Origin of the sequence: Paenibacillus amylolyticus (assembly GCF_051136285.1) — a bacterium.
GTDB lineage: Bacteria > Bacillota > Bacilli > Paenibacillales > Paenibacillaceae > Paenibacillus > Paenibacillus amylolyticus_F.
This window is the reverse complement of record NZ_CP194938.1, coordinates 3667311-3682761: the sequence shown is the minus strand read 5'-3', so window position 1 is coordinate 3682761 and position 15451 is coordinate 3667311. Positions and strand designations below refer to the sequence as shown.

Annotated in this window: 10 protein-coding genes, 1 tRNA gene and 3 rRNA genes; 13 read left to right on the top strand and 1 reads right to left on the bottom strand. The window is 47.5% G+C overall.

The annotated features are described in order from the left end of the window. The first annotated feature begins 201 nt into the window (after nt 1–201). The 13 genes from ACR8BL_RS16245 (at nt 202) to ACR8BL_RS16185 (ending at nt 14753) form a co-directional block, all read left to right on the top strand. Nucleotides 202–1757 (top strand): 16S ribosomal RNA (locus tag ACR8BL_RS16245). A gap of 366 nt (nt 1758–2123) precedes the next feature. Then, a 23S ribosomal RNA gene (locus ACR8BL_RS16240) occupies nt 2124–5171 on the top strand. A gap of 95 nt (nt 5172–5266) precedes the next feature. Further along, a 5S ribosomal RNA gene (gene rrf / locus ACR8BL_RS16235) occupies nt 5267–5383 on the top strand. The 16S, 23S and 5S rRNA genes sit together here, the layout of an rRNA operon. 364 nt (nt 5384–5747) lie before the next feature. Next, on the top strand, nt 5748–7205 hold the full coding sequence (gene guaB, locus ACR8BL_RS16230; RefSeq protein ID WP_434748581.1) for an IMP dehydrogenase: 1458 nt from the start codon (nt 5748–5750) through the stop codon (nt 7203–7205). Nucleotides 7206–7635: 430 nt separating this feature from the next. Continuing rightward, on the top strand, nt 7636–9012 hold the full coding sequence (locus tag ACR8BL_RS16225) for a D-alanyl-D-alanine carboxypeptidase family protein (RefSeq protein ID WP_434748580.1): 1377 nt from the start codon (nt 7636–7638) through the stop codon (nt 9010–9012). A gap of 182 nt (nt 9013–9194) precedes the next feature. Further along, nucleotides 9195–10076, top strand: coding sequence for a pyridoxal 5'-phosphate synthase lyase subunit PdxS (gene pdxS / locus ACR8BL_RS16220; protein ID WP_062329598.1), 882 nt, complete (start codon nt 9195–9197; stop codon nt 10074–10076). 18 nt (nt 10077–10094) lie between these two features. Next, complete coding sequence (gene pdxT, locus ACR8BL_RS16215; RefSeq protein ID WP_434748579.1) at nt 10095–10685, top strand: pyridoxal 5'-phosphate synthase glutaminase subunit PdxT; 591 nt, start codon at nt 10095–10097, stop codon at nt 10683–10685. Nucleotides 10686–10962: 277 nt separating this feature from the next. Continuing rightward, nucleotides 10963–12246: a serine--tRNA ligase gene (gene serS, locus ACR8BL_RS16210; RefSeq protein ID WP_434748578.1), complete on the top strand. Its 1284-nt coding sequence runs from the start codon at nt 10963–10965 to the stop codon at nt 12244–12246. A gap of 201 nt (nt 12247–12447) precedes the next feature. After that, a tRNA-Ser gene (locus ACR8BL_RS16205) sits at nt 12448–12536 on the top strand. Between the two features lie 136 nt (nt 12537–12672). Then, nucleotides 12673–13014, top strand: coding sequence for a hypothetical protein (locus ACR8BL_RS16200; RefSeq protein ID WP_434748577.1), 342 nt, complete (start codon nt 12673–12675; stop codon nt 13012–13014). Between the two features lie 23 nt (nt 13015–13037). Then, entirely contained in the window at nt 13038–13214 is a 177-nt protein-coding gene (locus ACR8BL_RS16195; protein WP_434748576.1) for a hypothetical protein, read from the top strand. Nucleotides 13215–13238: 24 nt separating this feature from the next. Further along, nucleotides 13239–13391 carry a small acid-soluble spore protein P gene (locus tag ACR8BL_RS16190; protein ID WP_434758254.1) on the top strand — a complete coding sequence of 51 codons (153 nt, stop codon included), beginning with the start codon at nt 13239–13241 and terminating at the stop codon, nt 13389–13391. A gap of 267 nt (nt 13392–13658) precedes the next feature. After that, a complete protein-coding gene (locus ACR8BL_RS16185; RefSeq protein WP_434748575.1) occupies nt 13659–14753 on the top strand; it encodes a hypothetical protein in 1095 nt (364 codons plus the stop codon). Nucleotides 14754–14867: 114 nt separating this feature from the next. On the opposite strand, the gene ACR8BL_RS16180 is transcribed toward ACR8BL_RS16185, so the two are convergent. Then, nucleotides 14868–15440: a GNAT family N-acetyltransferase gene (locus tag ACR8BL_RS16180; protein ID WP_434748574.1), complete on the bottom strand. Its 573-nt coding sequence runs from the start codon at nt 15438–15440 to the stop codon at nt 14868–14870. Nucleotides 15441–15451: the final 11 nt, after the last annotated feature.

The following is a 15451-nucleotide window of genomic DNA, read 5'->3' as shown; positions in this document are numbered from 1 at the left end:
GTTTGATCTTTGAAAACTGAACAACGAGTGAGTAAACATTCTGCTTGCAGAATGAATGCGAAAGTTCGATCCAAGCCTTGGCTTGGATCGACTGGAGCACAAATGAGATTTTTAATCTCGTCAGATTCAAAATGAGCTTATCGCTCTTTTCAATACCCCGATGAGTTTGACAGCGTTTAACGACGCTGACCAAATTCATCTTCATTGGAGAGTTTGATCCTGGCTCAGGACGAACGCTGGCGGCATGCCTAATACATGCAAGTCGAGCGGACTTGAAGAGAAGCTTGCTTCTCTGACGGTTAGCGGCGGACGGGTGAGTAACACGTAGGCAACCTGCCCTCAAGCTTGGGACAACTACCGGAAACGGTAGCTAATACCGAATACTTGTTTTCTTCGCCTGAAGGAAACTGGAAAGACGGAGCAATCTGTCACTTGGGGATGGGCCTGCGGCGCATTAGCTAGTTGGTGAGGTAACGGCTCACCAAGGCGACGATGCGTAGCCGACCTGAGAGGGTGATCGGCCACACTGGGACTGAGACACGGCCCAGACTCCTACGGGAGGCAGCAGTAGGGAATCTTCCGCAATGGGCGAAAGCCTGACGGAGCAATGCCGCGTGAGTGATGAAGGTTTTCGGATCGTAAAGCTCTGTTGCCAGGGAAGAACGCTTGGGAGAGTAACTGCTCTCAAGGTGACGGTACCTGAGAAGAAAGCCCCGGCTAACTACGTGCCAGCAGCCGCGGTAATACGTAGGGGGCAAGCGTTGTCCGGAATTATTGGGCGTAAAGCGCGCGCAGGCGGTCATGTAAGTCTGGTGTTTAATCCCGGGGCTCAACCCCGGATCGCACTGGAAACTGTGTGACTTGAGTGCAGAAGAGGAGAGTGGAATTCCACGTGTAGCGGTGAAATGCGTAGATATGTGGAGGAACACCAGTGGCGAAGGCGACTCTCTGGGCTGTAACTGACGCTGAGGCGCGAAAGCGTGGGGAGCAAACAGGATTAGATACCCTGGTAGTCCACGCCGTAAACGATGAGTGCTAGGTGTTAGGGGTTTCGATACCCTTGGTGCCGAAGTTAACACATTAAGCACTCCGCCTGGGGAGTACGGTCGCAAGACTGAAACTCAAAGGAATTGACGGGGACCCGCACAAGCAGTGGAGTATGTGGTTTAATTCGAAGCAACGCGAAGAACCTTACCAGGTCTTGACATCCAACTAACGAAGCAGAGATGCATCAGGTGCCCTTCGGGGAAAGTTGAGACAGGTGGTGCATGGTTGTCGTCAGCTCGTGTCGTGAGATGTTGGGTTAAGTCCCGCAACGAGCGCAACCCTTATATTTAGTTGCCAGCACTTCGGGTGGGCACTCTAGATAGACTGCCGGTGACAAACCGGAGGAAGGTGGGGATGACGTCAAATCATCATGCCCCTTATGACCTGGGCTACACACGTACTACAATGGCCGGTACAACGGGCAGCGAAATCGCGAGATGGAGCCAATCCCAGCAAAGCCGGTCTCAGTTCGGATTGCAGGCTGCAACTCGCCTGCATGAAGTCGGAATTGCTAGTAATCGCGGATCAGCATGCCGCGGTGAATACGTTCCCGGGTCTTGTACACACCGCCCGTCACACCACGAGAGTTTATAACACCCGAAGTCGGTGGGGTAACCGCAAGGAGCTAGCCGCCGAAGGTGGGATAGATGATTGGGGTGAAGTCGTAACAAGGTAGCCGTATCGGAAGGTGCGGCTGGATCACCTCCTTTCTATGGAGAATCGTTTCCCGCGTGGAAACATTCAAAAAGTCTTCAGGAAGTATGCTTCCGAAGCGAGCTTTACTTCGTAAAGCTTTCAACTCACTCGTTGCTCAGTTTTGAGAGCTCAAACTCTCAACACTTCTCGTTTATTCGACCGACACTTTTTGTGAACGGCCCGAATGAAACGATTTGTTCTTTGAAAACTAGATATCGAAACGAAACAAACGCGAATTAGAACATTCCTTTTTAGCTGAACTTGTGTAAACAAGTGAAGTGTTTATAAGGTAGATTGCTGGAGCGAGTGATCGAAATGGAGCGACTTTTGGCTTTGCGCAAGCAAACCAAGCGGAGCGACAGCTCGAACACGAGCGCAATGGTTAAGCTACTAAGAGCACACGGAGGATGCCTAGGCGCTAGGAGCCGATGAAGGACGTGGCGAACAACGAAACTGCCTCGGGGAGCTGTAAGCAAGCTTTGATCCGGGGATGTCCGAATGGGGAAACCCAGCTGGGGTAATATCCAGTTACTCACAACTGAATACATAGGTTGTGCAGAGGCATACCAAGGGAACTGAAACATCTAAGTACCTTGAGGAAGAGAAAACAATAGTGATTCCGTCAGTAGCGGCGAGCGAACGCGGAGAAGCCCAAACCAAGGAGCTTGCTCTTTGGGGTTGTGGGACGTCTCACATGGAGTTACAAAGGAACCGGTTAAGCGAAGAGGTCTGGAAAGGCCCGCCAAAGAAGGTAAAAGCCCTGTAGTTGAAAGTCTGTTCCCTCCGAGACGGATCCCGAGTAGTGCGGGGCACGTGAAACCCCGTATGAATCCGGCAGGACCATCTGCCAAGGCTAAATACTTCCTAGCGACCGATAGTGAAGCAGTACCGTGAGGGAAAGGTGAAAAGCACCCCGGAAGGGGAGTGAAATAGAACCTGAAACCGTGTGCTTACAAAAAGTCAGAGCCCGTTTTAGGGGTGATGGCGTGCCTTTTGTAGAATGAACCGGCGAGTTACGTTCCCGTGCAAGGTTAAGGTGAAGAGCCGGAGCCGCAGCGAAAGCGAGTCTGAATAGGGCGCCATAGTACGTGGACGTAGACCCGAAACCGGGTGATCTACCCCTGTCCAGGGTGAAGGTGCGGTAACACGCACTGGAGGCCCGAACCCACGCATGTTGAAAAATGCGGGGATGAGGTGGGGGTAGCGGAGAAATTCCAATCGAACTCGGAGATAGCTGGTTCTCCCCGAAATAGCTTTAGGGCTAGCCTCGGAAAACAGAGTCGTGGAGGTAGAGCACTGATTGGGTGCGGGGCCCGCAAGGGTTACCAAGCTCAGTCAAACTCCGAATGCCATAGACTTACTTCCGGGAGTCAGACAGTGAGTGCTAAGATCCATTGTCAAAAGGGAAACAGCCCAGACCATCAGCTAAGGTCCCCAAGTGTGTGTTAAGTGGGAAAGGATGTGGAGTTGCACAGACAACCAGGATGTTGGCTTAGAAGCAGCCACCATTGAAAGAGTGCGTAATAGCTCACTGGTCGAGTGACTCTGCGCCGAAAATGTAACGGGGCTAAACACACCACCGAAGCTATGGCTTGGATCGACTTCACTGCTTCTTTGAGGCGGTGTTTACCACAAGGACATTTTTGTCAGACAAGGCTTGTAATCTTGGAAGACCAAATGTTTCTCAGGGGATAAACACAGGACTTCGAAGCTGGAGTGAAGTCGATCCAGGGGTAGGGGAGCGTTGTATAAGGGTTGAAGGTGTACCGTAAGGAGCGCTGGACATTATACAAGTGAGAATGCCGGTATGAGTAACGAAAAGATCAGTGAGAATCTGATCCGCCGAAAGCCTAAGGGTTCCTGAGGAAGGCTCGTCCGCTCAGGGTAAGTCGGGACCTAAGGCGAGGCCGAAAGGCGTAGTCGAAGGACAACAGGTCGAAATTCCTGTACCACCGTAAATCGTTACGAGCGATGGGGGGACGCAGTAGGGTAGTGACGCGGACTGATGGATGTCCGTCTAAGCAGTAAGGCTGATGTGTAGGCAAATCCGCACATCGTAAGGCTGAGCTGTGATGGGGAGCGAAAATTACAGTAGCGAAGGTCATGATCTCACACTGCCAAGAAAAGCCTCTAGCCAGATGAAGGTGCCCGTACCGCAAACCGACACAGGTAGGCGAGAAGAGAATTCTAAGGCGCGCGGAAGAACTCTCGTTAAGGAACTCGGCAAAATGACCCCGTAACTTCGGGAGAAGGGGTGCCCCGGTAGTGTGAATAGCACGAGGGGGCCGCAGTGAAAAGGCCCAAGCGACTGTTTAGCAAAAACACAGGTCTGTGCGAAGCCGTAAGGCGAAGTATACGGGCTGACGCCTGCCCGGTGCTGGAAGGTTAAGGGGAGTGGTTAGGAGTAATCCGAAGCTGTGAACCGAAGCCCCAGTAAACGGCGGCCGTAACTATAACGGTCCTAAGGTAGCGAAATTCCTTGTCAGGTAAATTCTGACCCGCACGAATGGCGTAACGACTTGGGCGCTGTCTCAACGAGAGATCCGGTGAAATTTTAATACCTGTGAAGATGCAGGTTACCCGCGACAAGACGGAAAGACCCCATGGAGCTTTACTGCAGCTTGATATTGAATTTGGGTACGATCTGTACAGGATAGGTGGGAGCCTTAGAAGCATGAGCGCCAGCTTGTGTGGAGGCACCGTTGGGATACCACCCTGATCGTATCTAGGTTCTAACCTGGTGCCCTCATCGGGTACGGGGACAGTGTCAGGTGGGCAGTTTGACTGGGGCGGTCGCCTCCTAAAGAGTAACGGAGGCGCCCAAAGGTTCCCTCAGAATGGTTGGAAATCATTCGAAGAGTGCAAAGGCATAAGGGAGCTTGACTGCGAGACCTACAAGTCGAGCAGGGACGAAAGTCGGGCTTAGTGATCCGGTGGTACCGCATGGAAGGGCCATCGCTCAACGGATAAAAGCTACCCTGGGGATAACAGGCTTATCTCCCCCAAGAGTCCACATCGACGGGGAGGTTTGGCACCTCGATGTCGGCTCATCGCATCCTGGGGCTGAAGTAGGTCCCAAGGGTTGGGCTGTTCGCCCATTAAAGCGGTACGCGAGCTGGGTTCAGAACGTCGTGAGACAGTTCGGTCCCTATCTGTCGTGGGCGTAGGAAATTTGAGAGGAGCTGTCCTTAGTACGAGAGGACCGGGATGGACGTACCGCTGGTGTACCAGTTGTTCCGCCAGGAGCACCGCTGGGTAGCTATGTACGGACGGGATAAGCGCTGAAAGCATCTAAGCGTGAAGCCCCCCTCAAGATGAGATTTCCCAGTATGTAAGACCCCTTGAAGACGACGAGGTAGATAGGCTGGGGGTGGAAGTGCAGCAATGCATGGAGCTGACCAGTACTAATCGGTCGAGGGCTTATCCAATAGCACGTTTGAGTTTGCGTAAGTTTCGTTTCGAATCTAGTTTTCAGAGAACAACACTCTGATGAATGGAAGAAGCTATGCTTCGACCAATCGCGTTTGGTGGCGATGGCGGAGGGGTTCCACACGTACCCATCCCGAACACGACCGTTAAGCCCTCTAGCGCCGATGGTACTTGGACCGCAGGGTCCTGGGAGAGTAGGACGCCGCCAAGCAAAGAACCACTGCCGATGTAATTCGGTGGTGGTTTTTATTTTGTTGATTAGCTTAATGACGAACATAAAAGTCTTCATTCAAGGAATACTTAAACTATAAAGACAATGAAAGCATGCGTACCGATTGGATCGAAAGGGCGCATTTTTGTTATATTCTCAGAGTGTGTCCACCCAAGGAATACAGTTGTGTACAAGAGGGAATACACCTGATAGTTCCAAGGAGTTTCCCTTGACATTCTAAATATTGCTTTGCTAAGATGGACAATAATATATTTTCAGAAAACGTATTTTCGGCATACAATACTGCCTGGAATCTTCGGGTTTTGGTCCGTAAAGCTGAGCAAACATAAGGAGGAACACTTGCGTGTGGGAAGATAAATTTGGTAAAGAAGGCTTCACCTTTGACGATGTATTGCTAGTGCCGCGGAAATCCGAGACACTGCCAAAAGAAGTAGACGTATCTGTACGTTTGAGCGATAATGTCAGACTGAACATTCCTTTGATTAGTGCGGGGATGGATACTGTTACGGAAGCGACACTGGCGATTGCCATTGCACGTGAAGGTGGTATTGGTATTATTCATAAAAATATGTCGGTTGAACAACAAGCTGAAGAAGTGGATCGCGTTAAACGTTCGGAGAGCGGAGTTATTACAAATCCATTCTCATTGACGGCTGACCATCTGGTGTCTGATGCTGAAGAAGTTATGGCGAAGTACCGGATTTCTGGTGTGCCTATTGTTGAAGGTGATCAGAAGCTCGTGGGTATCCTGACGAATCGTGACTTGCGTTTTATTCATGATTACGGTATTAAGATCAGTGAAGTCATGACTCGTGAGAATCTGGTTACAGCTCCTGTCGGTACAACTCTGCAAGAGGCAGAGGGTATCTTGCAGAAACATAAGATTGAAAAACTTCCATTGGTAGATGAATCCAACACATTAAAAGGACTCATCACCATTAAAGATATTGAGAAAGCAATTCAGTTCCCTAAAGCTGCTAAAGATGCACATGGTCGTCTTCTGGTTGGAGCTGCGATCGGTATATCCAAAGATACATTTGAGCGTGCGGATGCTCTAGTACAGGCTGGGGTGGATTTAATTACCGTAGACTCTGCACATGGACACCATATCAACATTATTGATGCGGTTCGTCAGCTTCGTGAACGTTTCCCTGATCTGACAATTGTTGCAGGTAATGTAGCGACTGGTGAAGCAACTCGTGATCTGATTGAAGCAGGTGCTTCCGTCGTGAAAGTGGGAATTGGCCCAGGTTCCATTTGTACAACTCGTGTTATTGCAGGAATTGGTGTTCCACAAGTTACAGCCGTATATGACTGTGCTACTGTAGCGCGTGAGTACGGTGTACCAATTATCGCTGATGGTGGAATTAAATACTCTGGTGAGATCACCAAGGCTATTGCAGCAGGCGCTCATGCAGTCATGTTGGGAAGTTTGTTCGCAGGTACGGAAGAGAGCCCAGGTGAATCTGAGATTTATCAAGGCCGTCGTTTCAAAGTGTACCGTGGTATGGGTTCCATGAGTGCAATGAAACAAGGCAGTAAAGATCGTTACTTCCAAGATGATGACAAAAAACTGGTGCCTGAAGGTATTGAGGGTCGTGTAGCTTACAAAGGTCCTTTGTCTGATACAATTCATCAGTTGATCGGTGGTCTGCGTTCAGGTATGGGATATTGCGGAACGAGCAATCTGGATCAATTACGGAATGATACAAGCTTTATCCGTATTACAGGCGCTGGTCTTCGCGAGAGCCACCCGCATGACGTGCAGATTACCAAAGAAGCACCTAACTACTCGTTGTAATCCGAAGAGAGTGAATGATTTCCAAGGCAAGTCGGGCGTTTTTCGCCCGGCTTGTCTTTTTTTGCGGATACCCCTGTGATAGAATAGAACAAGCGGTGACCGTCCAACGATGGATCTGGGCGTTGCGGCGATTTTTTGACATGATTCATAATGATTTATTGTATTGATTTAAGGTGAGCTAGATTTGGCTTATCCCGTTAGAAGAGAAGCCAATGCCCTTTACATAAGCATTTGGCAAGATGCGAGCGAAGTGACAATTGTGGACGTTAGAGCAAAGAACTTGCTCATTTCGATACAGCGCATATAGTCAGACCACCACACATCCATTGACACATTGACAGGGACTATGAAAATCGCTGCTTGAGCAGCACTGAGGCATCATTCAGAAGCTTCAGATCGAAGGGAGTATTCATCATTGAAAGCCAAACGCATGAATAAGAAGAAACGTCATATCCTCAAAAAGAGCGTAGCCTCGGTTATGCTCCTTAACATGCTGTGCATGTCCGCAGTGATGCCTGTGATGGCAGCAGCGAAGGACTCGGGTCAGGTCTTAACCGCGGCCGCGACAACAACTAAAACGCCAGCAAAGGCTGCTAGCATTCCCTCAGTTGACTCACTTGGACTTGATGTGAGATCAGCAGTCCTGATGGAAGCTTCCACAGGCCAGGTGTTACTGTCGATGGATGCGGATAAGGCGATGCCGCCAGCAAGTATGACCAAGATGATGACAGAGTATATTGTTGCTGAACAAGTTAAACAGGGTAAGTTTGGCTGGGATACCGTAGTTGAAGTTAGTAAAAATGCAGCCAAGAGCATCGGGTCACGCATATTTTTGGCCGAAGGTGATAAACACACGGTAAAAGACCTGTACATCGCCATGGCTGTTGGATCTGCAAATGACGCTACCGTGGCATTAGCTGAGTATGTTGCCGGTTCTGAAGCAGAATTTGTGAAAATGATGAATGAAGAAGCGAAGAGAATGGGCATGAAAGATACCCACTTCATTAACTCTACGGGTCTGGATCGTGCGGACATGCCAGCTGAATTCCGCCCAGCGGAAGACAAGGAAACGGTGATGTCTGCTTTGGATGCTGCTATTTTGTGCAGATATATCGTTAGAGATCACCCGGACTACAAAGATTTTACAACGATTCAATCCTACAAATTCCGTCCGAACGACAAAGCACCAATTATCAACTATAACTGGATGCTGGAAGCGAATAAAAATATAACCAACTTCAAAAGCTACGCCTATGAAGGTCTGGATGGCATGAAAACAGGCCATACGAGCAATGCAGGTAATAACTTTACGGGTACAGCTGAGCGTAACGGCATGCGTTTGATTAGCGTGGTGATGGGTACAAATTCAGAATCCGCACGTTTTAGAGAAACCAAAAAGGTGCTAGACTATGGTTTTGATCATTTTGAAGTGAAACAAGCTGTTGCAGGCAAAACAAAAGTCAAAGGCTGGGAAACGGTACCTCTGAAAAAAGGGAAAGAGACAACAGTCCCTGTCGTGACGGATAATGCGGTGAGTTTTGTTGTACCTAAAGGCACTCAAAACCTGAATGTAACATTCAAAGCAAGTGTAACCGAAGTGGACAAACTGGTTGCACCGATTAAAGCGGGCACCAAGGTGGGCACGGTAACTTACACATATAAAGCAGAGGGAATGGAACCACAGGAAAAAACGGTAAATCTGATTACAGCCGAAGAGGCTGAAAAAGGTGGATGGTTCCGTCTCTTCTTCCGTGCGATCAAAGACTTCTTCGTTGATCTGTTTGATGGGATCAAAAACTTGTTTTAACCGAAAAATACAAACTAATACTCTATGAGTGGATTGTATATTTACAAAATTTCCGGTAAAATATCAAGTTAGAATTCTACGTATTACAGTATAAAAGTCGAAGGTTCTTCCATTTGATTAAAAGCAGAATCACGCTTCTTGAAAATGAGGAGAAAACACATACACTACGGGGGGCTTGGAATATGGAAACGGGAACATCACGCGTTAAAAGAGGTATGGCTGAAATGCAAAAAGGCGGCGTTATCATGGACGTCATGAACGCTGAGCAAGCTAAAATTGCGGAAGCAGCAGGTGCAACAGCAGTAATGGCACTTGAGCGTGTTCCTTCCGATATTCGCGCAGCGGGTGGCGTGGCTCGCATGGCTGATCCAACGATTGTTGAAGAAGTGATGAAAGTTGTAACGATCCCTGTAATGGCTAAAGCACGTATTGGTCACTATGTAGAAGCTAAAGTGCTTGAATCACTCGGTGTGGATTACCTGGATGAGAGTGAAGTACTGACTCCTGCGGATGAAGTATTCCATATTGATAAACATGAGTTCACTGTACCGTTTGTATGTGGAGCGAAGGATCTGGGTGAAGCACTTCGCCGAATTGGTGAAGGAGCATCCATGATTCGTACGAAAGGTGAGCCTGGAACAGGCAATATTGTTGAAGCGGTACGCCATATGCGTTTCATCAACAGTCAAATTCGTAAAGTAACTAATATGTCGAAGGACGAGCTATATGCAGAAGCGAAGAACCTTGGCGTTGCATACGAGCTTTTGCTTGATGTACATGAGAACGGAAAATTGCCAGTGGTTAACTTTGCAGCGGGTGGTGTAGCGACTCCTGCAGATGCTGCGCTTATGATGCACCTTGGAGCAGACGGCGTGTTCGTAGGATCCGGTATTTTCAAGTCCGACAGCCCGGAGAAGTTTGCTCGTGCAATCGTTGAAGCAACAACACATTACACAGATTATAAATTGATTGCCGAAGTTTCCAAAAATCTTGGAGCACCAATGAAAGGTATCGAAATTTCCAAACTTGCACCTTCCGAGCGTATGCAGGATCGCGGCTGGTAAGAGAAGGGGAATTAACAGATGAAGATCGGTGTTTTGGCACTTCAGGGTGCTGTTACAGAGCATATACGCAGTATTGAACGTGCTGGAGCCGAAGGCATAGCAATCAAGCAAGTCCAGCAGTTAGAAGGACTGGATGGCCTGATTCTGCCAGGTGGAGAAAGTACCACCATCGGGAAGCTTATGCGCAGGTATGAATTCAATGAGGCTATTCGTGCCTTCTCTGAAGCAGGAAAGCCGGTATTTGGCACCTGTGCAGGTCTGATCGTTATGGCGAAGCATATTCAAGGTCAGGAAGAACCTCATCTGGAGCTTATGGATATAACCGTATCCCGTAATGCATTTGGACGACAAAGAGAAAGTTTTGAGACGGATCTGCCAGTCAAAGGCATTGATGAGACGGTGCGAGCTGTATTTATACGTGCGCCGTTAATTGAAAGTGTTGGCGACCAGGTCGAGGTTCTCTCAACGTACAAAGATGAGATTGTGACAGCTCGCCAAGGGCATTTGCTGGCTTGCTCCTACCATCCGGAGCTCACAGATGACTATCGTCTGCATGCTTATTTTGTGGACATGGTTAGAGAGTATAAACATTCTCAAGAAGTAAAATAACGTATGATGTACAACCTATGATCTCCCGGTCATCGGATCACTCCCCGGCATCTGTTCCAGACTGCTGTGGCAGCTGTATCTGAACGGATGCCTCATGTTGCTTGTCACTGCTGCATAGCGGGAATTGCGGCGGAGGGCAGCACCGGGGACATAGGTTGTTTTTTCGGTTATTGGTATGGAGTAGGGTATAATAAATATATTGTTCTTACTATTAAAGGTTTCGAGAATGAGTCTGACACGAGGCTCAATATTGTAGGTTTATTAGGAGGGGTACGTAGTGCTTGATGTTAAAATATTGCGGAATGAATATGCACGAGTAGAAGAAGCATTGAACAACCGCGGCAAATCGCTAGATCTGATTGCAGGATTTACCGAGATGGATGCAAAGCGCCGTGAATTACTTCAGGAGAGTGAAAATCTGAAGAGTCGCCGTAACACGGTATCCGCAGAGGTAGCACGACTGAAGAAGAATCGTGAGAACGCAGATGATCTCATTGTTGAAATGCGTGAGGTATCTGATCGCATCAAAGCGATGGATGAAGAAGTACGTGAACTTGAGGTTAAAATTAATGATCTGACGATGGCGATTCCTAACATCCCTAATGAGAGTGTACCTATAGGTACATCCGAAGATGATAATGTTGAAGTTCGCCGCTGGGAAGAGCCGAAGTCATTCTCCTTCACGCCAAAAGCGCACTGGGAGATTGCACAGGAGCTGGACATCCTTGATTTTGAAGCAGCAGCCAAAGTAACGGGTTCCCGTTTTACCTTCTACAAAGGGCTTGGAGCGCGTCTGGAGCGTGCTTTGATTAACTTCATGATGGACTTGCACAGTGATCAGCATGGATACGAAGAAATTTTGCCTCCATACATTGTGAATCGGGACAGCTTGTTTGGAACGGGGCAACTGCCGAAATTCGAAGAGGATCTGTTTAAACTTAGAGATACGGAGTATTATCTGATTCCAACAGCAGAAGTGCCGGTTACGAACTACCACCGCGAAGAGATTTTGAATGCAGATGATCTGCCGAAGCATTTTGTAGCATACAGCTCATGTTTCCGCTCAGAAGCCGGTTCGGCTGGACGCGATACTCGCGGCTTGATTCGTCAGCATCAGTTCAACAAGGTTGAGCTGCTCAAGCTTTCTACACCAGAGACATCCTATGACGAGTTGGAGAAAATGACACAGAATGCAGAGCGCGTGCTGCAGCTGTTGGGCTTGCCGTACCGTGTGTTGACGCTCTGTACAGCAGATATGGGCTTCACTTCAGCTAAAACGTATGATATCGAGGTGTGGTTGCCAGAAAGCAACACGTATCGTGAAATCTCGTCCTGCTCCAACTGTGAAGACTTCCAGGCACGTCGTGCCAATATTCGTTTCCGTAGGGAGCCTAAGGCGAAACCTGAATTTGTACACACGCTGAACGGTTCAGGACTGGCTGTGGGACGTACGGTAGCAGCGATCTTGGAGAACTATCAGCAAGAAGACGGTACTGTGGTTATTCCGGAAGTGTTACGCTCTTATATGGGTGGGGTTGAAGTCATCGCTCGCCGCACGTAGTGCCAGGAAAAGAAATAAAATGTTATATTTATCATCTAACTCCATCCGTCATCTGTGGGGTGACGGAGGAATTGGTGATGTACGAAGTGTTGGATGAAATTGGTTTTCTTTTTGTAATCAAAAAGAAAGTAAAAAAACTTGCACTGTTCCATTGATCTATGGTATGATAATTTTCGTGGCAAGTTTATAAATTAATATTTTGGAGAGGTACCGAAGCGGTCATAACGGGGCGGTCTTGAAAACCGTTAGGGTGCAAGCCCACGTGGGTTCGAATCCCACCCTCTCCGCCATACCACACTTATAACAAGGATTCGAGCGATACTGCTCGGGTCCTTTTTTAGTTTAATTTTGCACAATAAGAGCGCAAACTTAGTATGCATAAAAACAACATCATTGCCGCACGTTATAGAAGTGGAGGTGGTAAAGATGAACCGCGAGCTAAACATCGAACAGAACGAACTTGTAGGTGCATGGCAGGATCGTTTGCCCCAAGTCCTGAATGTAGGTGATCAGGCACAGGTGATGGCTGATGAGGCTGATAACCAGGCGATACGGATACACATTGCGACGGCAGGTCATGAAATGTATTCATTTGATTTTAAATGCCAATATGTTGATTCCCGTGAGGTTCGTGTAGAGCTGGTCGACGTGGAACGGGACGGGCGAGCAACGGATGAGCGTACAGAACCGATTCAGGAGCTGGCGCATGATTACACCAGACATATTCATGAATGTGCCCAGTCCTTGCAATCAATAACGAAATCCTAGCCGAACAAAAGGAGTCGAACGGTATGACTAAAGCCAAGTCGGGCATAGACAAAAACCTGCAAAATGTTGTTGAAGATCTCGAACAGACTGTAGTTAACAGCCATCATGCGCAGCAAATACAGCAAGATTCCAATGATCGCCGCCATCAGGATGCATTAAATCATGATAAAACGGAAGACCATGACCCATCTCATTCCTAAACTTTATGATGAGGAGGCACGTATATGAGTAAACCGAAAGCAATTCCTGTACCGGAAGCTCAGGAGACCCATAAGCAGCATCATTCATCCAAACGCTCTTCGTTACAGGAGCCATTGTCTGGCTCCAAAAAGGTGAAGAATCAGAACCATGTGGATCATCTGAATCCGGAGGGATAACCTAGAGGATATACTGCATAAGACGAGCGTCACATATCAAGAATCGTGAAATTCAAAAGCCCCTTGTTACCAAACAAGGGGCTTTTGCGTATTCATACATATGGAAAGACTAGCAGTCAGATCATCCTGTACCTGACATAGGTCTTTGTAGCCATTTTCAAGAGCAAAAATCACAATTTTCCCAAATTAGGTTTCAGTATCTGCCAAGATGGTATATCATTGATATTGAACTATTTTTTTGGGGTTATCACGAGAGGAGAGAAAGAAATGACTAAACGTATGGGGGCGCTTCTTCTTACGTTGTTGTTAACCGTATCTTTGGCCTTAACAGCATGTAGTAGTAAGCAAGAACCAAAAGAGGCATTGAAGACAGCTGCAGCGAATGCTTCTAAATTAACATCGTATGAAATGAATTCAAATTTTACAATTAACGAATTAAGCTATAAACCTGGTGATGCATCTCAGACGGATCCAAACATGACGCAATTTATGAGCATGCTGAAGGATGCACAGCTGAATATCACAGGTGTATATCAAAGCGAGCCAATGCAGACAGAGATGACCGTTGGCATTGAGCTTAAAGGCGATATGGGAATGACTTTTAATATTCCTATGGTAATGACCAAAGAGAAAATGTATGTGAAAGTGCCAAACATCCCATTCCTCCCGATTCCAGAGAATATGGTGGGCAAATTCATTGAATTTGATCTGAAAAAGCTGGCGGAGCAAGAGGGCACTGAGTTTAATCCCAATGCACTGGATGCTGCCAAAACACAAAAGCTGAGCAACGAAATTATGGATGCAGTATTGGGCGAGTATGATCAGACGAAATTCTTCAAAAACCTCGATACCAAAGATGCAAAGCTGCCTGAAGGTGTAGATGCGAAGCAGGTTGTACAATTCTCCGTAAATAATGACAATGTAAAAGAAGCTGTAACTGTACTGGTTAACAAAGCGTTGCCTAAGGTAATGGATATTGTCTCCAAAGAAGAGTACCGGGATATGCTACAACTAAGCCAAGCGGATATCGACAAAGCAAAAGAGGATTTGAAATTCTCTGAAACAGATCAGGCTAAGATGACTAAAGATCTGGATAAATTAAAAGACGTTCTGACAATCAACACATTCAACATTGATTTCGCCTTGGATAAAAATGACTTCCCGGTATATCAAAAAATGGTCGCTGACATGCTGATCAAACCGGAAGATACCAAAGACGAAGTGAAATTGGCGTTCACTGGCTCAAATACGTACACCAAAATTAACGAAAAGCCAGAGTTCAAGATCAACATTCCTACTGGCGATGATGTAATTACAATGGAAGAGTTCGAGAAACTGATGAACTCCTCCTACGGAAACTAACATCTGAAACCTAACGAAACCGTCTGTCATTCAAGCGGAGGAGGATGAACTTCTCCCGCCTGGATCCCAGTCGGTTTTTTTATTATGTAGAACGACTGCTGTACGTTGTATGAATTAGCGCTGAGATTCATCCTCCAAATCCTCAGCGAGTACAGCGAAGATTTGATGATCTTGATAGAAACCGTTAATTCTCAAATATTTACGAGCGATCCCCTCAGACCGGAATTTATTCTTCTCCAGTACTCGCTTAGAGCCATGGTTTGAGGGCAGTACAGCGGCCTGTATCCGGTTCAACTTCAGAGCGCGGAAGCCATAAGCTACGGCCAGCTTAACTGCTGCTGTCATACGCCCGCCGCCTTGATAGTCAGGATGGATAAAGTAACCCATATCTGCATAGTTAGCAACGCCAAGAACCACATTGTTCAGACTGACTTGCCCTATGAGAAGGTCATCCTTAATCGTGAAAATCCCGAACTGATAACCTGTACCCTCGTCAGCAGCCCGTACTCGATCTTCGATCCGCCGAGTCTGTGCTTCAATTGTATAGAAATCATTCTCCCGCACGGGCTCAACGGCCTGATATGGGGTACGGGTAAGCTGAACTAATTCAAGATAGGCTTGTGCATCCTGGGTGGTGAGTAACCGAAGACTTATTCCATGAGCTGTATCATATAGTGTTAGTGCCATTGCAGCAGACA